The sequence below is a fragment of the Pedobacter sp. Leaf170 genome (genome assembly GCF_920984665.1).
Taxonomy (GTDB): domain Bacteria; phylum Bacteroidota; class Bacteroidia; order Sphingobacteriales; family Sphingobacteriaceae; genus Pedobacter.
Window position 1 is genome coordinate 86834 of sequence record NZ_CAKLBP010000009.1, and the last position, 26125, is coordinate 112958.

25 protein-coding genes are annotated in these 26125 nt (G+C 34.9%); 14 read left to right on the forward strand and 11 right to left on the reverse strand.

What is annotated here, in order from left to right; all coding sequences use genetic code 11:
- Window positions 1–450 precede the first annotated feature (450 nt).
- From LUA90_RS18270 to LUA90_RS18280, 3 genes are all read left to right on the forward strand, one after another.
- Window positions 451–3027 (forward strand): TonB-dependent receptor, encoded by a 2577-nt coding sequence (locus LUA90_RS18270; RefSeq protein ID WP_231492027.1) that lies wholly within the window; start codon window positions 451–453, stop codon window positions 3025–3027.
- 182 nt (window positions 3028–3209) lie between these two features.
- Window positions 3210–3803, forward strand: a complete 594-nt coding sequence (locus LUA90_RS18275; RefSeq protein ID WP_231492028.1) for a TIGR00730 family Rossman fold protein — start codon at window positions 3210–3212, stop codon at window positions 3801–3803.
- 50 nt (window positions 3804–3853) lie between these two features.
- The gene (locus LUA90_RS18280) at window positions 3854–4318 is read left to right on the forward strand and encodes a MaoC family dehydratase (protein ID WP_231459840.1); all 465 of its coding nucleotides are present in this window, start codon (window positions 3854–3856) and stop codon (window positions 4316–4318) included.
- A gap of 47 nt (window positions 4319–4365) precedes the next feature.
- Here LUA90_RS18280 and LUA90_RS18285 read toward each other — a convergent pair whose 3' ends face one another.
- On the reverse strand, window positions 4366–4809 hold the full coding sequence (locus LUA90_RS18285) for a DUF2721 domain-containing protein (protein WP_231459839.1): 444 nt from the start codon (window positions 4807–4809) through the stop codon (window positions 4366–4368).
- Window positions 4810–5096: 287 nt separating this feature from the next.
- Here LUA90_RS18285 and LUA90_RS18290 point away from each other — a divergent pair, with 287 nt between their 5' ends.
- From LUA90_RS18290 to LUA90_RS18315, 6 genes are all read left to right on the forward strand, one after another.
- Window positions 5097–6725 (forward strand): acyl-CoA carboxylase subunit beta, encoded by a 1629-nt coding sequence (locus tag LUA90_RS18290; RefSeq protein WP_231492031.1) that lies wholly within the window; start codon window positions 5097–5099, stop codon window positions 6723–6725.
- Window positions 6726–6777: 52 nt separating this feature from the next.
- Window positions 6778–7938: a dipeptidase gene (locus LUA90_RS18295; RefSeq protein WP_231492033.1), complete on the forward strand. Its 1161-nt coding sequence runs from the start codon at window positions 6778–6780 to the stop codon at window positions 7936–7938.
- Between the two features lie 127 nt (window positions 7939–8065).
- Complete coding sequence (gene trxB, locus LUA90_RS18300) at window positions 8066–9022, forward strand: thioredoxin-disulfide reductase (RefSeq protein WP_231492034.1); 957 nt, start codon at window positions 8066–8068, stop codon at window positions 9020–9022.
- 344 nt (window positions 9023–9366) lie between these two features.
- Window positions 9367–11277 carry a beta-N-acetylhexosaminidase gene (locus LUA90_RS18305; protein ID WP_231492035.1) on the forward strand — a complete coding sequence of 637 codons (1911 nt, stop codon included), beginning with the start codon at window positions 9367–9369 and terminating at the stop codon, window positions 11275–11277.
- A gap of 63 nt (window positions 11278–11340) precedes the next feature.
- Window positions 11341–11946 carry a PliI family lysozyme inhibitor of I-type lysozyme gene (locus tag LUA90_RS18310; protein ID WP_231492037.1) on the forward strand — a complete coding sequence of 202 codons (606 nt, stop codon included), beginning with the start codon at window positions 11341–11343 and terminating at the stop codon, window positions 11944–11946.
- A gap of 4 nt (window positions 11947–11950) precedes the next feature.
- The gene (locus tag LUA90_RS18315; protein ID WP_231492039.1) at window positions 11951–12322 is read left to right on the forward strand and encodes a diacylglycerol kinase; all 372 of its coding nucleotides are present in this window, start codon (window positions 11951–11953) and stop codon (window positions 12320–12322) included.
- Here LUA90_RS18315 and LUA90_RS18320 read toward each other — a convergent pair.
- From LUA90_RS18320 to LUA90_RS18330, 3 genes are read right to left on the reverse strand one after another with little or no spacing between them, the layout of a single operon-like run.
- Window positions 12311–12877: a DUF922 domain-containing protein gene (locus LUA90_RS18320; protein WP_231492042.1), complete on the reverse strand. Its 567-nt coding sequence runs from the start codon at window positions 12875–12877 to the stop codon at window positions 12311–12313. The two genes, LUA90_RS18315 and LUA90_RS18320, sit on opposite strands and share 12 nt — an antisense overlap.
- A gap of 36 nt (window positions 12878–12913) precedes the next feature.
- Window positions 12914–13507 (reverse strand): hypothetical protein, encoded by a 594-nt coding sequence (locus LUA90_RS18325; protein WP_231492044.1) that lies wholly within the window; start codon window positions 13505–13507, stop codon window positions 12914–12916.
- Window positions 13494–13991, reverse strand: a complete 498-nt coding sequence (locus LUA90_RS18330; protein ID WP_056872501.1) for an RNA polymerase sigma factor — start codon at window positions 13989–13991, stop codon at window positions 13494–13496. The genes LUA90_RS18325 and LUA90_RS18330 overlap by 14 nt, the downstream gene beginning before the upstream one ends.
- Before the next feature lie 162 nt (window positions 13992–14153).
- Between LUA90_RS18330 and LUA90_RS18335 the strand changes: the two genes are divergently transcribed.
- The 4 genes from LUA90_RS18335 to rpmA all read left to right on the forward strand — a co-directional run bounded on the left by LUA90_RS18335 (window position 14154) and on the right by rpmA (window position 17256).
- Window positions 14154–15530 (forward strand): dicarboxylate/amino acid:cation symporter, encoded by a 1377-nt coding sequence (locus LUA90_RS18335; RefSeq protein WP_231492045.1) that lies wholly within the window; start codon window positions 14154–14156, stop codon window positions 15528–15530.
- 111 nt (window positions 15531–15641) lie between these two features.
- Window positions 15642–16091: a hypothetical protein gene (locus tag LUA90_RS18340; protein ID WP_231459829.1), complete on the forward strand. Its 450-nt coding sequence runs from the start codon at window positions 15642–15644 to the stop codon at window positions 16089–16091.
- Between the two features lie 389 nt (window positions 16092–16480).
- Window positions 16481–16792 carry a 50S ribosomal protein L21 gene (gene rplU / locus LUA90_RS18345; protein WP_010601215.1) on the forward strand — a complete coding sequence of 104 codons (312 nt, stop codon included), beginning with the start codon at window positions 16481–16483 and terminating at the stop codon, window positions 16790–16792.
- A gap of 53 nt (window positions 16793–16845) precedes the next feature.
- Window positions 16846–17256 carry a 50S ribosomal protein L27 gene (gene rpmA, locus LUA90_RS18350; RefSeq protein ID WP_231492047.1) on the forward strand — a complete coding sequence of 137 codons (411 nt, stop codon included), beginning with the start codon at window positions 16846–16848 and terminating at the stop codon, window positions 17254–17256.
- A gap of 121 nt (window positions 17257–17377) precedes the next feature.
- On the opposite strand, the gene LUA90_RS18355 is transcribed toward rpmA, so the two are convergent.
- The 5 genes from LUA90_RS18355 to LUA90_RS18375 all read right to left on the reverse strand — a co-directional run bounded on the left by LUA90_RS18355 (window position 17378) and on the right by LUA90_RS18375 (window position 24075).
- Window positions 17378–18352, reverse strand: coding sequence for a polyprenyl synthetase family protein (locus LUA90_RS18355; RefSeq protein WP_231492049.1), 975 nt, complete (start codon window positions 18350–18352; stop codon window positions 17378–17380).
- A 41-nt stretch (window positions 18353–18393) separates the two neighbouring features.
- Complete coding sequence (rnr, locus tag LUA90_RS18360; RefSeq protein WP_231492051.1) at window positions 18394–20526, reverse strand: ribonuclease R; 2133 nt, start codon at window positions 20524–20526, stop codon at window positions 18394–18396.
- 93 nt (window positions 20527–20619) lie between these two features.
- Window positions 20620–21678, reverse strand: coding sequence for an exo-alpha-sialidase (locus LUA90_RS18365; protein WP_231492052.1), 1059 nt, complete (start codon window positions 21676–21678; stop codon window positions 20620–20622).
- Window positions 21659–23362 carry an ABC transporter ATP-binding protein gene (locus LUA90_RS18370; RefSeq protein WP_231492053.1) on the reverse strand — a complete coding sequence of 568 codons (1704 nt, stop codon included), beginning with the start codon at window positions 23360–23362 and terminating at the stop codon, window positions 21659–21661. The genes LUA90_RS18365 and LUA90_RS18370 overlap by 20 nt, the downstream gene beginning before the upstream one ends.
- Complete coding sequence (locus LUA90_RS18375; RefSeq protein ID WP_231492054.1) at window positions 23362–24075, reverse strand: 3'-5' exonuclease; 714 nt, start codon at window positions 24073–24075, stop codon at window positions 23362–23364. Before LUA90_RS18375 ends, LUA90_RS18370 begins: the two co-directional genes overlap by 1 nt.
- Window positions 24076–24157: 82 nt before the next feature.
- Between LUA90_RS18375 and LUA90_RS18380 the strand changes: the two genes are divergently transcribed.
- Window positions 24158–24655, forward strand: coding sequence for a DUF1579 domain-containing protein (locus tag LUA90_RS18380; protein WP_231492055.1), 498 nt, complete (start codon window positions 24158–24160; stop codon window positions 24653–24655).
- Window positions 24656–24735: 80 nt separating this feature from the next.
- On the opposite strand, the gene LUA90_RS18385 is transcribed toward LUA90_RS18380, so the two are convergent.
- Both LUA90_RS18385 and LUA90_RS18390 read right to left on the reverse strand, forming a co-directional pair.
- A complete protein-coding gene (locus tag LUA90_RS18385) occupies window positions 24736–25635 on the reverse strand; it encodes a DUF72 domain-containing protein (RefSeq protein WP_231492056.1) in 900 nt (299 codons plus the stop codon).
- Window position 25636: 1 nt separating this feature from the next.
- Entirely contained in the window at window positions 25637–26038 is a 402-nt protein-coding gene (locus LUA90_RS18390) for a DUF5615 family PIN-like protein (protein ID WP_370635374.1), read from the reverse strand.
- Between the last annotated feature and the right edge of the window lie 87 nt (window positions 26039–26125).

The following is a 26125-nucleotide window of genomic DNA, read 5'->3' on the forward strand; positions in this document are numbered from 1 at the left end:
GAAGTATTTTAAAAGATTTAGCGTAAAGCCCGATTAACTTAAACATAGCTAGGGATATCGCTTTTCTAAAATTTTTAGAAAACCGGATTTTCTTTCTATTAATAAAAGATAAAAATTCTAAATCTGCTAATCTGTGGCAAAGACAAAATACTTCCGTGTCAATCCGTGTCTCCGTGGCAAAAACGATTAATTACTGATTAGCGTCAGTTTCTGCAGCAAATTAAATGTCGCAGACAATAATTTATAATAATTATTACAAAATAAAATTTGGCAAAAGCATTTTTTTAATATATTTGCCTACTAAATCTATAGATTTTATATAATAATTTATGAAGGCTTTTAAAAATTACTCACAATCAAGCTGTTGTTGCTGTAAAAACAATAATGTAAAAACATTCCTAACGGCGCTCAATACATAATAATATCTAATCCAAACACCATAAACTAATCATGAAAAAAAGCATTTTTATATTCTTTTCAATACTATTTTATTCAAGTTATACATTCGCTCAAAATCCCATTTCAGGAAAAATAAAAGCAGCAAACGGCTCAATTATCCCAAACGCAACAATTAAAGTACGCGGTACAAACCTAACATCAAAAGCAAACGAATTTGGGATTTTTACGATTGATGCAAAGCAAGACCCACCTTTCTACATCCAGGTTAGTTCAGTAGGTTATAAACCTCAGGATTTTCAAATTTTAAAAGTTCAGGATACGGTTGAACTTGTTTTGGTTGAGGATACACAGCTGGACGAAATTGTGGTTACTTCAAGAAGACGCTCGGAGGTTTTGCAAGATGTGCCGATTCCAATTACCGTTATTGGCGGACAAGCGGCAGAAAATGCTGGCGCATTTAACGTTAACCGATTAAAAGAACTTGTTCCATCCGTTCAATTATATGCGTCAAACGCTCGTAATACAACCTTAAACATTCGCGGTTTGGGTTCCACATTTGGATTAACAAATGATGGAATTGACCCGGGAGTGGGTTTTTATGTAGATGGTGTTTATCATGCCCGTCCGGCGGCAACCTCAACAGATTTTCTTGATATCGAAAGAATTGAAGTTATTCGTGGTCCGCAAGGAACTTTATTTGGTAAAAACACAACAGCCGGCGCCTTTAATATTACCACCACAAAACCAAGTCAAACACCATCTGCAAAAGCTGAAATTAGTGTTGGTAATTATAATTTTATGCAAGCCAAAGCATCTATTACTGGTGGCTTAACTAAAAATCTTTCTGCAAAATTATCTATTTCCGGTACGCAACGCGATGGTACAATATGGAATACCAGAGAAGAGCGCAAGTATAGCGGTCAAAACAACCTTGGGTTTAAAGGGCAATTATATTTTACGCCATCAGATAGATTGCAGATTTTATTAAGTGGAGATGTAAGCGTTCAACACCCGGCAGGTTATCCATTGGTTATTGCCGGTGTAGCGCAAACAGAAAGGAGTGCTTATCGTCAGTATGCCAGAATCATCTCTGATTTAGGTTATCAACAACCTAAAATAGATCCTTTTTCTAGAGAAATAAATACAAATACGCCATGGCGACATAATCAATCGATTGGTGGTTTATCTGTAAATGTTGATTATAAGATTGGAGGTGGTACGTTAACATCTACAACAGCCTGGAGATTTTGGAACTGGGACCCAACAAATGATAGGGATTTCTCGGAAGTTGCAGCGCTTACAAAATCTCAGGGAAATTCTCGTCACGATCAGTATTCGCAAGAAATTAGATATGCAGGAAACATTACCGATAAGTTAAGTGGTGTAATTGGGGTTTTTGCACTAGGGCAAAATTTGCAAGGTTTAAATCAAACTGAAGAAACTGGCAAAGACCAATGGAGATTTGTGCAGACTGCTAATACCGGTGCGCAGGCTTTGTACGCTACACCAGGTTTATTAGATGGCTTTGGTATTAAAACAAACTCAACTATAAAATCTTTAAGTGCTGCTGTTTTTGGTCAGATAGATTGGGAAGTTTTAGAACATTTACACGTGTTGCCCGGGTTAAGATTTACTTATGATAAGAAAGATGTAAATTATGATAGAAATACCTATGGCGGTTTACAAACTACAGATGCGGCTTTATTAGCGCTAAAAGCTGCCGTTTACAGTAATCAGCAATTCAATACCAATACATCAAATAATAATTTATCTGGCAACCTTACAGTTTCATACAGACCAACAACTAAATTAAATGTTTATGGAACTTTCTCTACCGCCTATAAACCCGTTGGTGTTAATGTTGGTGGTTTACCAACTACAGCAAATGGCCAGGCAGATTTGAGTTTAGCAGTTGTAAAGCCCGAATATGTAGAGCATTATGAATTGGGTGTGAAAACAAAACCATTTAAAGGTGCTATACTAAATGTTACGGCTTTTAATACCGATATTAAAGATTATCAAACCAATGTACAATCGCCACAATTAGGGGTTAACAGGGGTTATTTAGCTAACGCTGAGAAAGTAAATGTTAAAGGTTTGGAAATTGATGGAACTTATCAGTTAGAAAGATTTTTATCTTTAAATGCAGCTTTATCTTATTTAGATGGCAAATATGTAACGTTTACAAATGCACCGCTACCTTTAGAAGAAACCGGACATACAGAAATTATAAATGGTGTATCAACACAAGTAGCATTTAAAGATGCTTCTGGCGGCCGATTACCAGGTATTTCTAAATGGAATGTATCTGGCGGGGCAGAATTAAGTACAGCTGGGAATTTAACAACTCAATCAGGAAGATATTTCGTTGCAGGCGATGTGAGTTATCGTTCGGATTATTCATCAAATGCAACGCCTTCAAGTGTGCTTAATGTTGCCGGATATTCTTTGTTTAATGCTCGTTTAGGATTCAGGTCTGATAAATTCTCATTCTTTGTTTGGAGTAGAAACATCGGGAACAAAAATTATTATGAGCAATTGCAAGCGGCTGCGGGTAATTCTGGCTTATACGCTGGTGTACTCGGAGACCCAAGAACTTACGGAGCAACTTTGCGCTTTAATTTTTAAATGAATATTCTTTTCTCTTTTTATATTTGGTTAAGTAGGCATCGATTTTATCGATGCCTTTATTTTGAAATAAGCTACTGTATTAGGCCTTAAAACAGCTGAAATTATAACTGTAACAGTTTTGTGCAGAATTAAAATTTATTAGGCAGATAGAAAATCTTAACTTCGATAAATTTTTACAGATGAATAAAATAAAAGCACTTTGTGTGTATTGTGGTTCAAATTTTAATGGTGATGAAAGCTTAAGAGGGGCAATTAAAGAACTTGCGCAAAGTTTGGTTCAACAGAAAATAAAATTAGTTTACGGTGGTGGAAGTGTTGGTGTGATGGGTGTTTTAGCCAATGATGTTCTTGAATTAGGTGGTGAAGTAACCGGTGTTATTCCTCAGTTTTTAATGGATAAAGAAGTTGGGCATAAGGGCGTTACGGAAATGATTCTGACAGAAAACATGCATCAGCGTAAACAAAAAATGGCCGATTTAAGTGATGGTTTTGTTATTTTGCCCGGAGGCTTTGGTACACTTGAAGAATTTTTTGAAGTGTTAACCTGGTTACAACTTGGTTTGCACAATAAACCTATTGGAGTTTTAAATGTTAATGGATTTTACGATCCGTTATTTGCGCAAATGGAAGTTATGGTTCAGCATCGTTTTTTAAAGCCTGCTAACCGCGATTTAGTATTTAATGAGCAAAGTGCTAAAACTCTAATCGATAAAATGGATAATTTCTCGGCTACGCCGGATGAAGTGTGGTTTAAAGAACGAAATCTTATATAAAAAACATTAACCGCTTTTGTTTATCAAAGGCTATAAAACAAAATAAAACAATGCAAATTATTTCTTCTCACGCAGAATTTGAGCAACATTTAGGTAAAGAATTAGGTGTGTCTTCATGGCATAGAATTACACAAGAACAAATAAACAAATTTGCCGATGCTACTTTGGATCACCAGTGGATACATACGGACGAAGAAAGAGCAAAAAACGAAGGCCCGTTTAAAGCAACCATTGCTCATGGTTATTTAACGCTTGCCTTAATTCCTTATTTGTGGAAAGAAATTGTTGAAATCCGTAATTTAAAAATGGAGATAAATTATGGTATAGAAAGTTTGCGCTTTGCCCAACCCGTAATTGTAGATAGCCAAATCAGACTTAAAGCTAAACTAGCATCGATTGTAAATTTGCGTGGTGTTACAAAAGTGCACATGGGTATAGAAATGGAAATTGAAGGCCAAAAGAAGCCTGCGTTTACCGGAGAAGTTGTATTCTTATATCATTTTATAACAGAATAATATTTTCTTTTTACTGCAAGGAATACTAAATTTTATCCTTGCAGTTTTTAATCTTTATTAAATTTCTTTTTAATAAATCCGCTGAGCGATTCATCTTCCAGCTCTTCCAATCCGCTTAACTCAAGTTCTAAAGCTTTTGTGCTAATCTGAATTTCTACAAGAGAAATAATCAGAGAAATCATGAAGAAAATTAAACTTAGCGCAAATAAAATTTCTGCTATTGTGTTTGATTGAAGGTAAATAAAGAACATACAAAACAGGCAACTCGCAAAACTTAAAACGCCAAATGCCTGCATGTTTTTTATCAATTTTAATCTATAGCGAAGGTTTGCAATTTGCTTATGCAAGGCGATATTTTTATTCTCAGATTCATATTTGGATTTTAAACTTCTCACCAAACTGGCTAAGGCTAAAAATCGATTTGTGTAGGCCAGCATAATTAAGCTTATTGCCGGAAATAATAATGCAGGGATATTTATGGTTAATTCCATTCTCTAGATTTATTCAAAAATATTATTTTAAAAGGATATTCTGTTGATTTAACCTCAAACGACACTAAGTTCTTCGCAAGGAACGCAAAGCAAGTTAGTATGCTTTTTTAAATTTCGCAATTAAACAGTGTGCTCGCAGTATATCACAAAGTGATAATAACTGTTTCTGAGTTATACCTTCAAACCTTTGTGCCATCTATTTTCTTAACGTTCGATTAAAATTCATTGTAGACCAGAAACCAAATCAGTCGCAATGCTTTTTGTAAAAATAAATTTAAATTGCTGCCATGAATATCGAATTCAATAAGAATGAAGATGTAAACAAGCAATTAGTTTACGAATTAAAGGTTAAGCTTAAAAAAATCTATCAGGGTGGTGGCGAAAAAAATGCTGCCAAGCAAAAGGAAAAAGGCAAACTTTTAGCAAGAGAACGTATAAATTATTTAATTGATAAAGGCTCTGATTTTTTAGAAGTTGGTGCTTTTACAGCCGATGGAATGTATGCTGAACAAGGTGGTTGTCCATCTGCGGGAGTGGTTTGCGGTATCGGTTACGTTAGTGGAAGGCAGTGTATGATTGTAGCAAATGATGCAACAGTAAAGGCCGGAGCCTGGTTTCCGATGACTGCAAAAAAGAACCTTAGGGCACAGGAAATTGCAATGGAAAACCGTTTGCCGGTAATTTATTTAGTGGATAGTGCAGGTGTTTATCTGCTTATGCAGGATGAGATTTTTCCAGATAAGGAGCATTTTGGAAGAATGTTTCGCAACAATGCTATCATGTCTTCTGAAGGAATTGTACAAATTTCTGCAATTATGGGCGCCTGTGTTGCAGGTGGCGCTTATTTACCAATTATGAGCGATGAGGCGATGATTGTTGATAAAACCGGGTCTGTATTTTTAGCGGGTTCTTATCTTGTTAAATCTGCAATAGGAGAGGAAGTTGATAACGAAACGTTGGGCGGGGCGACAACGCATTGTGAAATTTCTGGAGTTACCGATTATAAGCATCCAAATGATGAGGCTTGCCTGGATAGCATCAGAAATATAATGAGCAAATTGGGCGCTCCTGAAAATGCCGGTTTCGATAGAGTTAAACCATCAAAACCTAAGGATAAGGAAGAAGAGTTATTCGGTATTATTCCTGAAACTAGAGATAAGCAATACGAAATAATGGATATTATTAACCGATTGGTAGATGATTCTGAGTTTGAAGAGTATAAACAAGGCTATGGACAAAGTATTGTATGTGGCTTGGCAAGAATTGATGGTTGGGCAGTTGGAATTGTTGCAAACCAGAGAAAGGTTGTAAAATCTAAAAAAGGTGAATTGCAATTTGGAGGCGTTATTTATTCTGATAGCGCAGATAAAGCTTCCCGTTTTATCATGAACTGCAATCAAAAGAAAATTCCATTGGTATTTCTACAGGATGTTACCGGTTTTATGGTTGGAAGCCGTTCTGAACATGGCGGAATTATTAAAGATGGTGCCAAAATGGTCAACGCTGTTGCAAATTCTGTAGTGCCAAAGTTTACAATTGTTATCGGTAATTCTTATGGTGCAGGTAATTATGCCATGTGTGGTAAAGCTTACGACCCGAGATTAATTTATGCATGGCCAACCGCAAAAATTGCGGTAATGGGTGGTGCACAAGCTGCAAAAACACTATTGCAAATTCAGGAAGCATCATTAAAAGCCAAAGGCGAGGTTATTACACCCGAGAAAGAAGCAGAATTATTGAAAGAGATTACCGATAGATATGAAAGTCAAACCACTCCATATTATGCTGCCTCCAGACTCTGGGTTGATGGAATTATTGATCCTTTAGAAACCAGAAAGGTTATTTCTATGGGTATTGAAGCTGCCAATCAATCTCCAATTAAAAAGAGGTTCAATGTAGGTATAATTCAAACCTAAAAATTTCCACCAGTTCTTTTGCCTAAATTTGGTTTAAATTAAATATTAATTGATGAAGTATTTTATACTCTTGTTCTTTTTGCTTGTTGAAAACTATGTATTTGCCCAAAATGCAAACAAGATTCATCAGGAGGCGATTGTAATTGATACGCATGGCGATATTTTGTACAATCAAATTATGTCTGGAATTGATATCGGCAAACTCCAGTCAACCGGTAATTTCGATTTAATAAGGGCTAAAAGAGGCGGTTTAGATGTTCAGTTTTTTTCTGTTTGGTGTGATGAAACCGGAGATTATGCCATCGCCAATCGCCAAATTGATTCCCTTTATAGCTTGATAAAAAGATATCCCGATAGGATAAAATTAGTAAGAACCGCTACTGATTTGGAAAAGGCAGTACACGACAAAAAGTTAGCTGCAATGATTGGTGTAGAAGGCGGACACATGATAAATAACCGTTTAGATTATTTAGATAGTTTAGCAAAACGCGGCATGGCTTACCTTACACTAACCTGGAACAATAGTACATCATGGTCTAGCTCTGCAGCCGAAGAAAAATCGGGAAAAGTAAAGCCTGAAAATGCCGGATTGAATGATTTTGGAAAACAAGTGGTAATGCGACTGAACAAACTTGGTGTTTTGGTCGATTTATCTCATGTTGGTGAAAAAACTTTTTTTGATGCATTAGCGGTCACCAAAAAGCCTGTCATTGCATCGCATAGTTGTGTTTACGTATTAAATCCCGTACCAAGAAATCTAACAGATAATCAAATAAAAGCAATTGGTAAAAACGGCGGTGTTATTAGCGTAAATTTTTACAGCGGATTTTTAGATTCAACTTATAAAAGTAAACAAAAGGCCTTTTTAGCAAAGTATGATGCAGAACTTAAAACCTTATCATCAAAATTTGGGCGAAGTATCGCTATCGATACTTTAATTGCAAAACACAAAAAAGAAGCTGATGAAATTCGTCCGACAATTTCCTTATTGGTAAAGCATATCAACCATATAGTTAAACTAATTGGAATTAACCATGTTGGTTTGGGGGCAGATTTCGACGGTGCAGAATCTTTTCCGCTAGGAATGAATAGCGTTGCTGATTATCCTAAAATTACCAAAGCATTATTACAAAATGGTTATTCGGAGGCTGATATAAAGAAAATTCTTGGTGAAAATGTAATAAGATTGATTAGGGAGAATAAAGGCAGTTAGTTTAAATAATGCTTTAGAAAATTTTCAGTTGTTAATAAGTAAACTATGTTGACAATGCGCACTTGCCAACAATTATATAAAGCGTTAAATTTGCGCTTCGATTATTGAATTTCAAACACACGATATAATGTCACAAAAAAACGAACACGTTCAGTGTTTAATTATTGGTTCTGGTCCGGCAGGCTATACTGCGGCAATTTACGCAGCCAGAGCAGATTTAAAACCTGTTATGTACACCGGAATGCAAGCTGGTGGTCAGTTAACACAAACAACTGATGTTGAAAATTTCCCAGGCTATCCGCAAGGTATAATGGGACCAGAAATGATGGAAGATTTCCGTAAACAAGCAGAACGTTTCGGTACAGATATTCGTTTTGGTTACGTTAGTTCGGTTGATTTTTCATCAACCCCACATAAAATTGTAGTTGATGAAATTAAAACCATTACAGCTGATACCGTAATTATTGCAACTGGTGCAACCGCAAAATGGTTGGGTTTACCAAGCGAGCAACAATATAACGGATTTGGGGTTTCAGCATGTGCTGTTTGCGATGGTTTCTTCTTTAAAGGCCAAGATGTTGCAATTGTTGGTGCTGGAGATACCGCTGCAGAGGAGGCAACGTACTTAGCTAAACTTTGTAAAACCGTTCATTTATTGGTTCGTAGAGACGAATTCAGAGCTTCGAAAGCGATGGTTAGCCGTGTTTTAGCTACACCAAACATTATAGTTCATTATAATACCGAAACACAAGAGATTTTAGGTAACGGCAAGAATGTTACCGCTGTAAAAGTTATTGATAATAAAACAAATATCACTTCCGAAATTCCGGTCGAGGGTTTTTTCGTTGCCATCGGACACAAACCAAATACTGATATTTTTAAAGGTCAGTTGGATATGGACGAAACCGGTTATTTATCTACTAAACCTGGTTCAACTTTAACCAATATCGAAGGCGTTTTTGCTTGTGGGGATGTACAAGATATGTATTACCGCCAGGCGGTTACGGCTGCGGGTTCTGGTTGTATGGCCGCTTTAGATGCCGAAAGGTATCTTGCTGCTAAAGAGCATCCTGTAGAAGCATAAAGTTTTTTAATAAAATATTTTTAAAAGGAGAAATCAGCAAAGGTTTCTCTTTTTTTGTAAAGCAATTTTCTTTTTCATAGCTTATTTCAGTCCGGCTTTGCGTTAAATCTTTTTGTTATTGTACCGGCAGAAATTAACAATGCTGCATCAAAAAGGATATCACTTCAATCCGGTTTATTTAACCACAAACAGGAGGTTTTGGGTTAATTTAGTCCATTCATTATTTTAGCATCAATAGTATAGCAAAACAAACGTTTGATTTTTAATGTAACAAAAATGTGTTATTTATAATCTTTGTTTAATCTATATCTTGGTAAAACCTAACAAAAAACCTAATCTCTATTATGAACAAAGTATTTTCGATTTTCACTGGCCTGTTAATCAGTACATCAGTTTTGGCTCAGTCAGATCCAAATTTGGGTATTATACCAGCTCCGGTTTCTATTACAAAAAGTAGTGGAAGTTTTACTTTAGATAAAACAGCTATTTTAGTTAATCAAAGTATTGATGGCGCTAAATCTGCCGATTTGCTTAATGCATTTATTGTTAGTAATGCTGGTTTTGCTTTAAGAGAGGCAAAGGTTGCTCAGCCAAGTCAAAAATCAATAGTCTTAACTTCTGTAGGTGCAGATAAACTTCCTGCAGAAGGTTACAATATTATCGTAACACCCAATCAAATCAAGTTGGTAGGTAAAGGAGCGGGATTATTTTACGCTGTACAATCTTTTATGCAAATGATGCCAGCTAAAGGCACAGCTGCAATTAGTATTCCGGCAGTAACCATTAACGATTACCCTCGCTTTAGCTACCGTGGAACCATGCTTGATGTAAGCCGCCATTATTTCCCAATATCTTTCATTAAAAAATACATCGACCAATTAGCTTATTATAAAATCAACACCTTTCACTGGCATTTAACTGACGACCAGGGTTGGAGGTTAGAGATTAAAAAATATCCCAAACTTACTGCTGTTGCGTCGTCAAGAAACGGAACAATTATCGGTCATTATCCAGGCAATGGCAATTATTTAACAGAAGTTAAAGGTTTCTACACTCAAGATGAAGCTAAAGAAATTGTTCGCTACGCATTAGAAAGATTTATCACCGTTGTACCAGAAATAGAATTACCCGGGCATGCATCTGCAGCAATTGCAGCTTACCCAGAATTGAGCTGTTTTCCTGATAGAGATACTTTTATAAGCGATAAAACTCCTTGGTCTGGAAGCAGAAAAGGTAAACAGGTACAACAAACCTGGGGTGTTTTCGATGATATTTTTGTTCCATCTGAAAATACATTTACATTTTTAAATAATGTTTTAGATGAAGTTATTGCTATTTTTCCTTCAAAATACATTCATATTGGTGGCGATGAAGCGCCTAAAACCTATTGGAAAGAATCACCTTTTTGCCAGGCTTTAATGAAACAAAAAGGTTTAAAAGATGAGCACGAATTGCAAAGTTATTTTATCCAAACGATAGAAAAACATGTGAATAGCAAAGGTCGCTCTATAATTGGTTGGGATGAGATTTTAGAAGGAGGTTTAGCACCAAACGCTACGGTTATGAGTTGGAGAGGTGAAGATGGAGGTATTGCAGCTGCTCAACAAAATCACGATGTGATTATGACGCCGGGTTCGATGGGTTTATACATCGACCATAAACAATCAAATTCGCCAGATGAACCTGTAACTATTGGTGGTTATGCACCGTACCAAAAAATATATGCTTATGATCCTATTCCAAAAGTGTTAACAGCCGAGCAAAGGAAATATATCAAAGGGGTTCAGGCAAATATGTGGTCTGAATATATTAAAACTCCAGAAAAAGCCGAAAATCATGCCTTTCCACGTTTGTTGGCTTTATCTGAAATTGCATGGTCGCCAGTTGAGCGTAAGGACTTAAAAAATTTTACTGAAGAACGTTTGCCAACACATTTAGCTCAATTGGATAAAAAAGGTTGGAATTTATGGGTGCCAACACCAATTGGTCAGAGCGAAAAACCATTAAGCGGAGGCGATTTTACCATTGATTTGAAAGTACCGATTAAAGGAGGTAAAATTTATTATTCATTAGATGAATCTCGTCCTTCGGAAAATGCATTTTTATACACAAAACCCATTTCGGTAAAAGTTCCACAAGGTGAAAAAAGAACTTTGAAAACTATTGTTATTGCCCCAAGTGGCAAAAGAAGTGTTACAACAGAAACAATTTTAGATAATGGTGCACCTGTTGTAAAAGCAGAAGCAAAGAAATAAATTATCTTGCTTTGAAAATCTTATTTTCTTAATTTGGTTTTTAGAACCAAAGTCCGAAAAGAAATGAAAATAAGAACTTTAACAAAACAGCATCTTTTGCTTTTAGCAGGGATGCTGTTTTGCTTTGCATGCACTACCGAACCTGAAAAAACAAAGGAAGTTGCAGTTGAAACGCCAGTTGTAAGGAAAAATCCATTTCCTTTTTATACAGATATAGAAGTTAAACCCGGACTTAATTTTGAAGTTTTTAGTTGGGGAAAAGGCAAAGATTCTATCGGAGGTTATCAGATTTTAATGTCTGATTCTCTTAAAAAAGATTATCGTTCATTATCTGTAGAACGCAATGGCATTGTAAACGACGCCTGGAATATGGATTTAGATAATGATGGTAACCCTGAAATTTATGTTCAAATTTTAAAAAATAAAACTGCTTTAGATTTAAATGTTTTTGAATACGCTGGTGGAAGCTTTAACAAAATTAATTTTCCATCATTAACATCTAATCAGAAAAAAGGATATAAAGGCAACGATAAAATTTTTGTTAAAGGTGGCGAATTGTACCGCTCATTTCCAGTGGAAGATGCTCAAGATACAACCAAAACAATTACTAAAACTTATCAATATAAACTAAGGGGAAATAGTTTCTCCACTGTAGAAAATAAACCTTAAAATTTTGAACGATAAAAAATTTTCGATAAAAGATAGAGTTAAGAGTTTTGGATATGCTTTTAATGGTTTAGCCCTTTTTTTTGCAAGAGAACATAATGCCAGGATTCACGCTATCGGGGCTATTTTTGCTATATTATTATCAGTTTGGCTTAAAATTTCAGCAATAGAATGGATAGCAGTTTTAATTGTAATAGCATTGGTGTTTGTTGCCGAAATTATAAATACTGCAATAGAAAAACTTGCAGATGTTGTATCTACAGAAATAAATCCAAAAATAAAAGTTGTTAAAGATTTGGCTGCCGGCGCAGTTTTGGTAGCTGCTATAGTGGCGATTTTTATTGGAGCGATTATATTCTTGCCGAAATTATTTTCCTGATTCAGCTACCATTGCAGCCTTTGATTCTGCAATTTTATCATCAATAATTTTATCCCAACGAGCCTGCATTTTATGGTTACTCCCGTGTTCGGTTTCTTCATCGTAATTGCGTTGCATGGTATCAAAGTAGCGACTTATTTGATTGGCTAAATCAGAAATTTGATTTTTATAATTTTTTACTGAATAGGTTCTGTTTTTTAATACTCTATCAGATTCTAACAATAAAATGTAATGTATATTAACATGCCCTTGCTCGTGGTGCAACAAGCTGGCTTTAATTTCTTCATTTTTTATTTTATCCCACTTAACCCACGAGCGGCTTTTATCAACAGAAACTTCATTTTTTAAATTAATGGCTACTCGGTTTCTGTAAATAGTAGATTCATAACTGTACTTCCAGGTCATGGCAGTAAGCGCAAAATATGGAGAATTTTCATCAGGCTTGCCTTTAAAATGAGTTTCAAAATTTAATTGAATAGGCTCAGTAAAGTCTTGCTTAAACGAAAGTGCAAAAATTGAAACGGTAACTAATAAAAATAGAGCAAAGCTTTTCATAATAAAATTCCTTGAAAAAACCGTGCCTAATAATTTCTATTCAGAAATTTGCATACTTATTCTTTCAAATTTTTCAATCAGTAATGATATTCTTTCCTTTTCGCGTTTAATAACGGCCTTTCTCAAAATTGTTGAACAAAAGATAATCCAGAGTGCAGTTAATGCAATGGCCAACGTTTTTTGTATGATACTTAAATAGGCTAAAATCTCAATAAAATAAAATAAAATACCTAATGAAAGTGCTACCGTATAAAACCAATAAAGAGAATTGTAAAGTTTGTAACGGTTTAGTTGATAGGTTTTTAAGTTGTTTAAATATTCGTTCGGATGAACTGTAAAGTCTGTTTTAGAAATTAACCTGTAATCGCGGTAAAGTATAAGGGTATAAACGCCAATGGCAACAATGGTTATGCTGATACCAACATGTGTAGTCCACGATTCGAAATGGAAAAATATCCATAGTGCTGCAATTGCAATAAATGATGCAAGCATGCCCAAAATATTTAAAGCAGATTTTAGCTTTAATCCATTCACCTCTTTCTTTGCCTGTTGTAACATCTCATCTGCAGAAACTTTAAGTTCTACATCATGCTTTTGCCACAACTCCTGTAATTGATCAAACGCTTGCATACTGATTATATAATTCTGTTAATTTTTGTTTAATACGATGAATTTTTACTCTTAAATTTCCTTCACTTATGCCCGAAATATCTGCTATTTCATGGTATGGTAATTCATCTAATACCATAGTTATAATCAAACGATCGTTTTCTTCAAGTTTTGAGATACATGTGTACAAAAGTGCCACCTGCTCATTTTTTTCAGAGAATTCTTCGATTTTATTTTCAATAATATTCTCCGTTAATTCGTCTTTTGCCTGTCTTTTTTCTGAGCGTAAATAAGTTAAACAAGTATTTACTGCAATTCTGTATATCCAGGTAGAGATGAGCGATTTGTTTCTGAATTTATCTAAGTTTTGCCAAACCTTTAAAAAAGTTTCCTGTAAGAGATCATTAGCGGCATCTGTATCACCTGTATAACCATAGCACAAATGGAATATTTTTTTGGAATTTGAATCGAAGATCTGCTTAAATAACTTGTCTTTTTGTTCCATTTAATGGGTTGTAATTGCGTTTTAGATAGCTGATTTCAATTTTTGTTACAGCCGAGGTACAAAAAACTACAGATTTTAATATCGTTGAAAAATGAGAATTTGTTACACGCTGTAAATATCGTAGTTTTACCAAATTAACAAAGCCACTAACTTTATTATTTTATGAAGAAAAACAGACTCACAATTTTCATTTTTGTAGCGCTGGTAGCAGGTATTGCTTTAGGATATATTCTAAACGTAAACTCTATAGATGTTTATAACCAAAATATCCTAAATGCTGATGCTAAAGTGAAAAGCATTGAGGTTAGTATTGCAAAATCTACAGATACCACAACTGCAGTTTTTGCACAACTTAAAACCGATAGAAAGGTAAATGCTAAAATCAAGAAAGAAAACGAAGAAATTCGCGAGAAAAAACTTGAATACTTTACATTGCTAAGTGACATCTTTTTAAGATTAATTAAAATGATTGTTGCGCCTTTAGTGTTTACTACATTAGTTGTTGGCGTTGCAAAAGTTGGTGATATAAAAGCAGTAGGCCGAATCGGAGGTAAAACATTAGGTTGGTTTGTAGCTATGTCGCTTATGTCGCTTGTTTTGGGGTTAATCCTCGTTAACATTTTCGAACCCGGAAAACACATGAAACTGACACTTCCAGATCAGTTAGTGAATACCGGAATTCAAAAAACGGCAATGAGTGTAAAAGATTTTATTGCACACGTTTTTCCTAAAAGTATAGCCGAATCAATGGCAACAAATGAAATTCTTCAAATTGTTGTTTTCTCCCTATTTTTTGGTGTTGCTACAGCGGCCATAGGCGATTTGGGTCAGGTGGTAATCAAAGCTTTTGATGCAATTGCACATGTTATCTTAAAAATGACCGGCTATGTAATGAATTTTGCACCCTTAGCGGTTTTTGGCGCTATGACAGCCATCGTGGCTAAACAAGGTCTATCTGTTTTAAATACCTACGCCATTTTTATAGGTGAATTCTACTTTGGATTGGCCATTTTATGGTGTATTTTAATATTTCTGGGCTTTCTTATCCTCAAAAAGCGAGTTTTTAAACTTGTTAATGATATGAAAGAGCCGGCTATTTTAGCTTTTAGTACCGCAAGTAGCGAAGCTGCTTATCCAAAAACCATGATGCTTCTAGAGCGTTTCGGCTGTAAAGATAAAATTGTAAGTTTTGTTTTGCCACTTGGATATTCTTTTAACCTTGATGGTTCGATGATGTACATGACATTTGCTTCCTTGTTTATTGCACAAGCTTATGGCATTCACTTAGGTTTTGAGCAACAAATTTCGATGTTGTTAATCTTGATGTTAACCAGTAAGGGTATTGCAGGTGTTCCAAGAGCATCATTAGTGGTTATTGCAGGTACAATCGCAAGTTTCAATATTCCTGAGGCTGGCTTAGCGTTATTAATCGGTATCGATCCGTTATTAGATATGGGCCGTTCGGCTACGAACGTTGTAGGTAATAGTATTGCCACTGCTGTGGTAAGCAAGTGGGAGGGAGAGTTAAAAGACGCATAATTTTGCGCTTCATCTTAAATTAATCATTAAAAAATTCATTCATTCAATAATTAAAAAAAAGTGTCAAGTAGAGGGAAAAAGATATTCTTAGCGTTAACCATCATTGTACCAATGATAATTTATTGTTACATATATTACAAACCAATCATTCAGAATGCTCCGTTTAGAAAAAAGGATTTTGTTTCTTTGGATTACAAATGGGGGATAAAAGATACATTGGAAAATGAATACAATTCGGCTGATAGTTCTTATCGTTACGTAAACAGTCGCGATTCTGTTATTGTAAAAAAAGTTGGCTTAAAGGGCGATGATATTTTATATATACACAGCAAAGCAAACGAATTGGGGTTATGGAATTTTCCGGATACAATTGGTAAGAAAAGCACTAAATCGATGTCGGTGCCACGTTATGATATGTTTTTTAAGTATAAAGAAAAGAGTAAACACGTAGTTGTTTATGGTGATTTTGATGGTAATCCTAAACTTTTAGATGCAGCAATGCAAATGAGAAAGATTTTAGAGGAAACCATTAACCAAGCAGAAAGACGCAGCGGTAAGTAGATATTTTCAATCTTACTTAAAAGCCTAAATAAAATACAATTAGTTATTTTATTTAGGCTTTTTGTTTTTGTACTTGTGTGACCCAATTTGCATAGCGCTAACCATAATAGAACTACCAACCTGCGTAAATTAAACCTGACAGCAGCGAGCACGCAGCCGAATTCTTTTTATGAGGCAAGTAAAGCGAATGGCAGGGCAGAGGTAAGCTAAATTGTACTTTTATTGCTTTTCAAATTATAACGATTAGGAATTATCTGAACTTAAAACTAAGAGGACTGCATCTGTAAAAGATTTTTATTAAATATTTTCTATATCTGTTTGTGTGTTAAATGAATTTATTCTATATTTGCACCTCGTTAAATAAAAATTATAAAACTAATATTTAAACAATGTACGCAATAGTAAATATAGCAGGGCAGCAATTTAAAGTTGCTAAAGACCAGCACCTTTTTGTACACAGATTACAAGGAGATGAAGGCGCTAGTATTGAATTTGATAATGTATTGTTGGTTGATAATGGTGGTGCAATCACTGTAGGTGCTCCTGCGGTTAAAGGTGCTAAAGTTTCAGCTACTATCGTATCTCATTTAAAAGGTGATAAAGTAATCGTTTTCCACAAAAAACGTAGAAAAGGTTACAAAAAGAAAAATGGTCACCGCCAGTTTTTCACCAAGATTCAGATTTCTGACATCACTCTATAATTAATTGTTAACCTAATAATTCGCTTTTTTGGCGGGTTACAAAATATAAGAAAATGGCACACAAAAAAGGAGCCGGTAGTTCGAAAAACGGACGTGAATCGCATAGTAAGCGTTTAGGTATTAAAATTTTCGGTGGTCAGTTAGCTATCGCTGGAAACATTTTAGTACGTCAACGCGGAACAAAACACCATCCAGATAAAAATGTTGGTTTAGGTAAAGATCATACATTATTTGCTTTAGTAGATGGTACTGTAGTTTTTAGAAAGAAACAAGATAACAAATCTTATGTATCTATTCTTCCTATCACTGATGCAGAAATTGAAGCTGCATTAGCTAAGAAACCAGCTGCAAAGAAAGAAGCTGCTGCTGTTGAAGTTGTTGCAGAAGCACCGGCTAAAAAAGCACCAGCAAAAAAAGCTGTTAAAAAAGACGAAGCTACTGAAGAAGCTGCAACTGCAGAATAATTAGTACTATTGATAAAAAAAACCATTCTGAATTCCAGAATGGTTTTTTTTGTTCTAGTAAATTTTAAGACAAAAAAATATCGCTAAACTCTAATTTAGCGATATTTTTATAATACAATGCTTAGTATTGCCTGGCCATTAGGCTCATTGTTAAGCTCATAATGGCTTCTTTTTGCTTGTCTGCCACACTTATTTGCTCCATGTATGATAGTGCTTTGCTCAAATAGCCCTCCATTGCTTGTTTCGCAACATTTGGTATATCTAATGAATTATAAATATTTGTTACGGCTTCAATTTTTTCTCTGCTATCAAAGTTTTCTTTAGAAATCCAATCTTGTAATGTATTTGAATTATTATTATCTGCCAATTCCAAAGCTTTTAAAAGTAAAAAAGTTTTTTTGTTGGCAATGATATCTCCGCCTACTTGTTTTCCGAATTTATCAGGATCAGCATAAACATCTAAAATATCATCCTGCAATTGAAAAGCGATACCTATATTTTCGCCAAAATTATAGATTAAGTCTGCATCTTGCTTAGATGCATTTGCAATTATGGCACCTAATTTTAGTGCACCACCCAATAAAACAGCGGTTTTTAGCCGAATCATGTTGATGTATTCTTCGATAGTTACATCATCACGAGTTTCAAATTCCATATCTAATGTTTGCCCTTCGCAAACACCTTGAGCTGTGGCATTAAAAGTATCCAGAACATCTTTAAGAAAAATTGGATTTACTTTTGCAAGATTTTTATTGGCTTCAACCATCATAACATCGCCACTTAAAATAGCAACATTTGTGCTCCATTTTTCGTGAACGGTAGCCTGGCCTCTGCGTAGGGGTGCATTATCCATAATGTCATCATGCACCAGTGTAAAATTATGAAAAACCTCTACTGCCATAGCCGCATGGATAGATTTATTAGCATCTTCGCCAAATAACTCCGTTGCCATTAAAACCAGCAGAGGGCGGATTCTTTTGCCCCCTAAATTGATTATATATGTTATTGGTTCGTAAAGTTGTTTGGGGCTTTCAGGATATTTTAGGTTTTGTATTGCTGTTTCTAAAATTTGCTGTAATTCTACTGTATTGTGCATTTTATTTTTACTAACGGATTAGTCTGAAATTTTTAATTTTATTAATCCTGAATCAAACTGAAGTCAATCTGGCGTTTTGCTAAATCTACTTTCTTCACTCTAATCATTACTTCATCTCCCAACTGGTACTTTTTCTTTTTGCGCTGACCTATGATGCAATAGTTTTTCTCATCTAATACATAAAAATCATCAGATATATCGCGAAGCCTAATCATACCTTCGCATTTATTTTCTTCAATTTCTACATACATCCCCCATTCTGTAACACCAGAAATAACACCTTTGTAAGCTGTGCCGATGTTTTCTTCTAAATATTCAGCCTGTTTATATTTTATTGATGCCCTTTCTGCCTCAGCAGCTCTTTTTTCCATAGCTGATGAATGTGCACTCGCAACTTCATAAAATTCTACATCTGCAGATTTTCCTTCATCTAAATAAGTTTGCAATAAACGATGTACCATAACATCGGGATATCTACGGATTGGGGAAGTGAAATGCGTATAATATTCAAAAGCCAAACCGTAATGACTGGTTTTCTTTGTGGTGTAAATAGCTTTAGCCATTGAGCGAATGGCTAATGAAGTTAATATGTTCTGCTCTTTCTTACCTTCAACATCGGCCATTAAATGGTTTAAAGATTTGGCAATTTCTTTATCAGATTTTGTATTAATTTTATAACCGAAACGGGATGCGAAGTTGGCAAAAGTATTCAGCGTTTCCATGTTTGGTGAGTCGTGAACGCGATAAACAAAGGTGAGTTTGTTTTTACCTTTAACTTTTTTTGAAATAAATTCTGCTACTTTTCTGTTTGCCAAAAGCATATAATCCTCAATCAGCTTATGTGCATCTTTTCGTTCTTTTACATAAACTCCGATAGGCTTGCCATTTTCATCAAGTTTAAATTTAACTTCAGTGCTCTCAAAACTGATGGCACCATCTTTAAATTTTCTATCTCTTAAAATATATGCAAGCTCATTTAATTTTAAAATTTCTTCAGCAAAATCTCCAGCTTTATTTTCGATAACTTCTTGTGCTTCTTCGTAACTAAACCTTCTATCAGAATGTATTACGGTTCTGCCATACCATTCAGATTGAATATTTGCCTGTTCATCTAACTCAAAAACAGCTGCAAAGCAAAGTTTATCTTCATTGGGGCGAAGCGAACAAACACCATTGCTTAGACGTTCAGGTAACATTGGGATAACTCTATCAACCAAGTAAACCGAAGTTGCTCTGCTATAAGCTTCCTTATCTAATTCGCTTCCTTGCTCAACATAATAAGAAACATCGGCTATGTGCACACCAATTTCATAATTCCCATTTGGTAATTTTTGGTAAGAAATGGCATCATCAAAATCTTTAGCGTCAGCAGGGTCAATTGTAAAAGTTAATACGTTTCTGTAATCTTTTCTTTTGGCAATTTCTGCTGAAGGAATTTCTTCAGGAATAGCGTTGGCTTCTTTTTCTACCTGTGGAGGAAATGATAGGGGAAAACCATATTGTGCAAGAATAGCATTCATTTCGGTATTATTCTCACCTTGGTCGCCAAGTACATGCTTAACCGTACCGATTGGATTTTTTGCACCTTCAGGCCAATCCGTTAAGCTAACTAAAACCCTTTGACCATTTTTCGCACCTAAAATATCACTCAACGGAACAAAAATATCATGAAGCATTTTCTTGTCATCTGCAATTACAAATGCAAACCTATCCGATATTTTTATTACGCCTGTAAAATCTGATTTTGCTCTTTTAATGATTTCGATAACCTCACCATCATTTTTTCTGCCATTCTTCTTCGCAAAAACATAAACTTTAACTTTATCGCCATGCAGCGCATTTTTTAATTTACGCGGTGCAACGTAAACGTCTTTTTCAAATTCATCTTCAGGAACAATATAGGCAGAACCATCGGCAGTCATATCTACAGTACCAATGATAAAGCTTTGCAGGTCTTTAAGTTTAAATTTTCCTTTTTCAGGTTCCAGATAAATGCCTGCGCTTTTGCCTTCTTTTAAAATTTCGAGAATGGTTTCTCTTGATTCTTGATCGGTTAAATTTAATTTGGCAGAAACCTGTTTATAATTTAGGAGTTGATTGCTGTTTTTTTCGAAAACATCGCTAACCAGTTGATTCAGAACTAATTTTATATTTGCAGATTTTTTCTTTGCCATATGCTAATTGTATTTTACCGAAGATACAGAAAAGATGCAAAAGAGGCGGTTTATAGATGTAAAATGTCAGATTGATGATGTTATATCCATTCATTAATTCAATCTCAATTTAACATACTTTATTTTTTTTCTTAAAGATGTATAGCTGAGATGAATAGTTCCATCCTTTGCCTCAATAATTGCTGGGTAACTATATTCTCCCTTGGGATGTTCTTCTAATGTGTAAATATTTGTCCAGCTTTTTCCATCTTTAGAAATGGCTAATTTTAAAACTGAGCGGCCTTCCCACCAGTTTTTACCAGATTCTAGCGGATTGTAAATTAAGAGCTGCCTGCCGTCTGTTAAAGTAACCGCATCGCTACCAGAATTTGGATTGGGTAAATTTGTTGGTTTTAATTTCGTCCAGCTTTCACCGTTATCTGCAGACCAGCTTTCAATAATAACGTTTTGCCTGCTTCTGCATAAAAGCTGAAGTTTACCGCCTGGATAGGTTAATATTGAAGGTTGAATTACACCAAAAGTATCGCAATCGATAACTATTTTTCTCCAGTTTCGGGCATTTGCATCTGTTTTTTCGATATGAATCAGCCATTTTTTTTCATCCAGACTTTCTGTACTCGATGGATATAGAATGTCTCCATTAGCAATTTGAATGGGTTTATTTTTTATCGGACCTAAAAAACCTTCAGGCAGTTTCTTAGCTTTCGACCATGTTTTGCCATTATCTTTTGATGTTTTAAATTCTGCCCACCATGCTCTTGGATTTGGACCAACTTTATAATGAAGATACAAAATACCATTTTTGGCTTTAAATAATACCGGATTCCAACATGGAAAACGCAAGCTATCATTTTGAATACCATTTGCAATCTCAATTGGCGCACTCCAATTGCCATCTTTGCTAACAGATGACCAAATGGAAACATCATTGCTGCCTTCGTACTTACCACCAAACCAGGCACTTATAATTGAATTTTTATCTATCTCCACAAGGGTAGATGCATGGCAAGCATCAAAAGGAGCATTTTCAAAAATGTATTTTGATAAGATAATTTGAACACTATTTCTCTGTGCATTAGCCTGAAAATATTCAATGCAAAACAATCCAATAATTAATATAAGTCGAAGTTTTTTAATTCCCGGGAATGGCATCAATTAATTTTTTTGTGTAATCTGCTTTAGGTGCGAAGAAAATATCTTCAGCAAAACCCTCTTCTTCAATTTTGCCTTTATTCATAACCAAAATACGATCTGAAATATGTTTTACCACGGCTAAATCATGAGAAATGAAAATATAGGTTAAACCAAATTCGCTTTGTAAATCTTTTAATAAATTTAAAACCTGTGCCTGTACAGATACATCTAAAGCAGAAACAGACTCATCGCATATAATAAATTTAGGTTGTAAAGCCAATGCTCTTGCTATAACCACTCTTTGCCTTTGGCCGCCACTAAATTCGTGTGGATATCGGTCATAATGCTCTTCTTTTAATCCTACTTTGAGTAATAATTCAACAACTTTTTGCTTCCTTTCCGCATCATTATTATGTAGCTTATGTACAATTAGCGGCTCTAAAATAGATTGGCCAACAGTAAGTTTAGGATTTAATGAAGCATAAGGATCTTGAAAAATGATTTGTACATTTCTACGAAGTTTTCTTAGAGATATTCTGTCGATAGTTGTGATGTCATTACTTTCAAAATAAATATTCCCTGATGTTGGTTCGATTAGTCTTAAAATGGTTCTGCCCAATGTAGTTTTACCACAACCAGACTCTCCAACTAAGCCTAAAGTTTCACCTGGAAAAACATCAAAACTAATTGAATCGACAGCCTTAACATATTCTTTGGTTTTAGAGAAAAAACCATTATTAATTGGATACCACGTGCAAAGTTTTTCAACTTTTAATAAAGGAGGTTGGGCATACAGAGCCGCCCTTCGGCTCGAAATTTCTTTATCTGTAATTTGATTTTCTGCATTTAAATGGGCATTAGCATCTTTAACTTCTCCGGTTAAGAAATCAGCAACTACAGGTAATTTTTTTAATTGTAAAGCAGGCGTGGGCCGACAAGCCAGTAAGCCTTTTGTGTAGGGATGTTGTGGGTTTTCGAATATAGATTTTGCAGCACCTTGTTCTACAATTTCACCTTTATACATTACAGCAACCTCATCAGCAATTTCATTTATTACACCTAAATCGTGCGAAATAAATATCATTGCCATATTTCTCTCTTCTTTTAATTTTAATAACAGCTGCAGAATTGTTTTTTGAACCGTAACGTCTAAAGCAGTAGTTGGTTCATCAGCAATTAAAAGTTTTGGATTGCAACTTAAAGCCATAGCAATCATTACGCGTTGTTTCTGTCCGCCAGAAATTTGGTGTGGATAGCTGTCAAATATTTTTTCCGGACGAGGCAATTGAACCTCATTAAAAAGTGCAATCGTTCTTTCTCTTGCGGTTTTCTTATTTGTTTTTTGATGAAGAATGATGGCTTCTGCAACCTGTTCTCCACAAGTAAAAACCGGATTCAGGGAAGTCATAGGTTCTTGAAATATCATCGAAATCTGATTACCTCTGATTTGACGGATTTCATTTGAACTCAAATTTAATAGGCTGGTGGCTTCAAAGTCAATTTCCCCTGATATTTTTGTAGAGCGTTCATCGTGCAAACGCATAATCGAAAAAGAGGTTACAGATTTGCCCGAACCAGATTCACCAACAATACCTAAAACCGTTCCTTCTTTAACCTTAAAACTTATAGTTTTAACCGCATCAAACCACGATTTTTCGTCTCTGTTATAAAAATCAATTTTTAAATTACTTACGTTTAGCATCAGGTTACAATGGTAATGTTTTCTGCCGAAATTTCCTCAACACCTTTTAATTTTAATAAAACCTGTGCGGTTGTAATCACATCTTTTTGGCAATAAGTTACAATTCTCGGTAGGTTTTGCTCTTCATAATAAACTTGTCTAACCATGCTGCCATCAATATCATCCTTTGGTGTTGGTACATTTAAAATTGCCGCCAGCAAATTTAAAGAAGTGTAATGCTTGTAGTCGCCAAATTTCCACAATTCCATCGTGTCAATATGATTCACTTCCCAAGGTTTCTTACCCGATAACTCTAATTGTTTTGGAATGTCGAGACCATTAATTAAAAACCTTCTGCATAAGTATGGAAAATCGAATTCTTTACCATTATGAGCACAGAACATTAGCGAGGCAGGTTGCTTTTGTAAAAGCATACTAAAATCTTTTAAAAGATCTAATTCATCATGTCCATAAAATGATTTAATCCGTAAGTGCTGCTTTTTATCTTGCGTATAAAATATGCCTAAACTAACACATACAATTTTGCCAAACTCGGCCATAATTCCTGCTTTCTCGTAAAAATCTTCAGGGCTTTGCTCTGCCGAGCGTTGGTAAAGTGTTTTTTGTTCCCAAAGATCTTGTAAGTGCTGTGGAACATCGCTGTAATGTGCATACTGAGGAACGGTTTCGATATCGATAACCATAATTTGATTAAGGTCCAATGTCTTTAACATACAACAAGATAGCGAAATAATAATTATCAAAAAACAATTATTGAGTTCGATAAATTGATACAATAATTTTTTAAGTTTGGTTATGGCAAAAAGTAAATTTGAAATATCACTTGAAGATGGTTCGCATAGGATTTTAAAAAACTTAATTGGCGAATGGCAAGGACAAACGAAAACCTGGTTTGAGAAAGATGTGCTTGCAGACGAATCAACCACTACTGGAAAAATTACCGCTTTGTTAGAAAACAGATTTATTTCTTATGATTATGATGGAAGCCTTGACGGGAAACCATTTACAGGCAAAATGATAATCGGTTTTGATATACCTTATCAAAAATTTACAGCAAGCTGGATAGATAGTTTCCACATGGGCACACAAATAATGCTTTCAAGCGGAAATGCAACTGAAAAGGGTTTTTCTGTTTTAGGTACCTATGGCAACCCGGAATATGGTGAAAAGCTTTGGGGCTGGAGAACTGCGTTAGAGATAATAAGCAAAGATGAAATTATACTCTCTGCTTATAATATTTCACCAGAGGGTGAAGAAGCAAAAGCAACAGAAACGATATTAAAGAGAATTTAAACTCCTTCAATCGTTTGTCGTATTTGAGCTTGTCGAAATATTCTAACTAAATCTTCGGCAAGCTCATTAAGACAGCTGGTTTAAAAAAGAGTTGGATTTGGTGTGGTACCATTTCCCATTACCGGGACTTTTAAATCAGTTCCAATAGCTTTGTTCAGTTTTTCTATAAAATAAGCTGATAGTAATGGTGAAGCCAACTCTACATTCTGGTGTACAAAAAAGTATAGGTTTTGTAAGCCTTGCTTTTTCCATTTAACTATACGCTCAACCCACTCATCCAACCTTGCGTAATCACTCTCGTGGTTAGCGCCTACGTAACGAACAAAAGCGGTAGGTGTTGTTAAACGCATGTGTAACATATCTCTGCGTCCGGCCGTATCTACAATGATATTGGTAATGCCATTATCTTCGAATAATTTTTCAAATTCTTCAGCAATTTTGGGATTTGAAAACCATTCTCCATTTCTAACTTCTACACCTAAAGGGATAACCTTTGGAAATTCTTCAATTACAATTTTCAAACGGTCAAAATCTTTAGGTTTGAAATTATCATGCAATTGCAGGAAAGCCATTCCTAACTTTTCTTCAAAGTTGCTAATGGCATCACAATATTGTTCTACGGGCTCTTTAACGTTAATTAACCTTTTAAAGTGGCTAATTGTGTTTGTTAATTTAGGGAAGAATTTAAAGTTTTCTGGTGTTTTTTGAGTCCAAGTAATTACCTGCTCACTACTAGGCATTCCATAAAAGGTTGCATTTAATTCAATCGAATTAAATTGAGTAGAGTAATAGGTTAATTCATCTTTTGTTCCCTTTGGATAAAAGCCTTTTAAATCTGCTTTATTCCACTTAGCGCAACCAATAAAGGCCTGAAAGTTTTGTTTTGATTTATTTGCTTTAAGGATAGCTTCTGTTTCAGTAGCATCCGCAGGAAGTTTGAAATCTATAATTGATGGGTCGTCTACTTTACCGAATTGCATGTTAATCTTTATTTATTTCAAATATATCCAAATCTCCATAGATAAGTAGTTCTATTGCATCATAAATTTTATATTTAAGTTTTTCATAAAGCAACTTATTTGAACAATTTCCAAATTCAAGAAAAACTAATTTTGGGGGAACTCCTTTCCAGGAAACAAGTTCACGAAAGTCTAAATCTTTTGATATAATAATAACTTTCGCTTTGCTTCTGGCAATATTATAAACTTCAATGTCTGACGTCTTATTCAATTTTAAAAAATGAAATGAAACACATTTGATATTGATTTCATCCATTAACCATTTAGCGATAATCGGTGAGATATTTTCATCTAACCAAAACTCCCAATCATTCGTAAATGTATTTGTGCACTTCCCAAAATTCAGACCATTTAAAAGTAGAATTCTAGACCGAGCGCAGCGAGGCTATTAGAAAAACTATTAATTTTAATTGGCAATATGAAAAGAATCAAGTTTACGGAATCCCAGATT

Excerpts from the sequence above, each read along its gene's own strand:
- LUA90_RS18270 (WP_231492027.1), top strand. The coding sequence starts at position 451 with ATGAAAAAAAGCATTTTTATATTCTTTTCAATACTATTTTATTCAAGT.
- LUA90_RS18275 (WP_231492028.1), top strand. The coding sequence starts at position 3,210 with ATGAATAAAATAAAAGCACTTTGTGTGTATTGTGGTTCAAATTTTAAT.
- LUA90_RS18280 (WP_231459840.1), top strand. The coding sequence starts at position 3,854 with ATGCAAATTATTTCTTCTCACGCAGAATTTGAGCAACATTTAGGTAAA.
- LUA90_RS18285 (WP_231459839.1), bottom strand. The coding sequence starts at position 4,809 with ATGGAATTAACCATAAATATCCCTGCATTATTATTTCCGGCAATAAGC.
- LUA90_RS18290 (WP_231492031.1), top strand. The coding sequence starts at position 5,097 with ATGAATATCGAATTCAATAAGAATGAAGATGTAAACAAGCAATTAGTT.
- LUA90_RS18295 (WP_231492033.1), top strand. The coding sequence starts at position 6,778 with ATGAAGTATTTTATACTCTTGTTCTTTTTGCTTGTTGAAAACTATGTA.
- trxB (WP_231492034.1), top strand. The coding sequence starts at position 8,066 with ATGTCACAAAAAAACGAACACGTTCAGTGTTTAATTATTGGTTCTGGT.
- LUA90_RS18305 (WP_231492035.1), top strand. The coding sequence starts at position 9,367 with ATGAACAAAGTATTTTCGATTTTCACTGGCCTGTTAATCAGTACATCA.
- LUA90_RS18310 (WP_231492037.1), top strand. The coding sequence starts at position 11,341 with ATGAAAATAAGAACTTTAACAAAACAGCATCTTTTGCTTTTAGCAGGG.
- LUA90_RS18320 (WP_231492042.1), bottom strand. The coding sequence starts at position 12,877 with ATGAAAAGCTTTGCTCTATTTTTATTAGTTACCGTTTCAATTTTTGCA.
- LUA90_RS18325 (WP_231492044.1), bottom strand. The coding sequence starts at position 13,507 with ATGCAAGCGTTTGATCAATTACAGGAGTTGTGGCAAAAGCATGATGTA.
- LUA90_RS18330 (WP_056872501.1), bottom strand. The coding sequence starts at position 13,991 with ATGGAACAAAAAGACAAGTTATTTAAGCAGATCTTCGATTCAAATTCC.
- LUA90_RS18335 (WP_231492045.1), top strand. The coding sequence starts at position 14,154 with ATGAAGAAAAACAGACTCACAATTTTCATTTTTGTAGCGCTGGTAGCA.
- LUA90_RS18340 (WP_231459829.1), top strand. The coding sequence starts at position 15,642 with ATGATAATTTATTGTTACATATATTACAAACCAATCATTCAGAATGCT.
- rplU (WP_010601215.1), top strand. The coding sequence starts at position 16,481 with ATGTACGCAATAGTAAATATAGCAGGGCAGCAATTTAAAGTTGCTAAA.
- rpmA (WP_231492047.1), top strand. The coding sequence starts at position 16,846 with ATGGCACACAAAAAAGGAGCCGGTAGTTCGAAAAACGGACGTGAATCG.
- LUA90_RS18355 (WP_231492049.1), bottom strand. The coding sequence starts at position 18,352 with ATGCACAATACAGTAGAATTACAGCAAATTTTAGAAACAGCAATACAA.
- rnr (WP_231492051.1), bottom strand. The coding sequence starts at position 20,526 with ATGGCAAAGAAAAAATCTGCAAATATAAAATTAGTTCTGAATCAACTG.
- LUA90_RS18365 (WP_231492052.1), bottom strand. The coding sequence starts at position 21,678 with ATGCCATTCCCGGGAATTAAAAAACTTCGACTTATATTAATTATTGGA.
- LUA90_RS18370 (WP_231492053.1), bottom strand. The coding sequence starts at position 23,362 with ATGCTAAACGTAAGTAATTTAAAAATTGATTTTTATAACAGAGACGAA.
- LUA90_RS18375 (WP_231492054.1), bottom strand. The coding sequence starts at position 24,075 with ATGTTAAAGACATTGGACCTTAATCAAATTATGGTTATCGATATCGAA.
- LUA90_RS18380 (WP_231492055.1), top strand. The coding sequence starts at position 24,158 with ATGGCAAAAAGTAAATTTGAAATATCACTTGAAGATGGTTCGCATAGG.
- LUA90_RS18385 (WP_231492056.1), bottom strand. The coding sequence starts at position 25,635 with ATGCAATTCGGTAAAGTAGACGACCCATCAATTATAGATTTCAAACTT.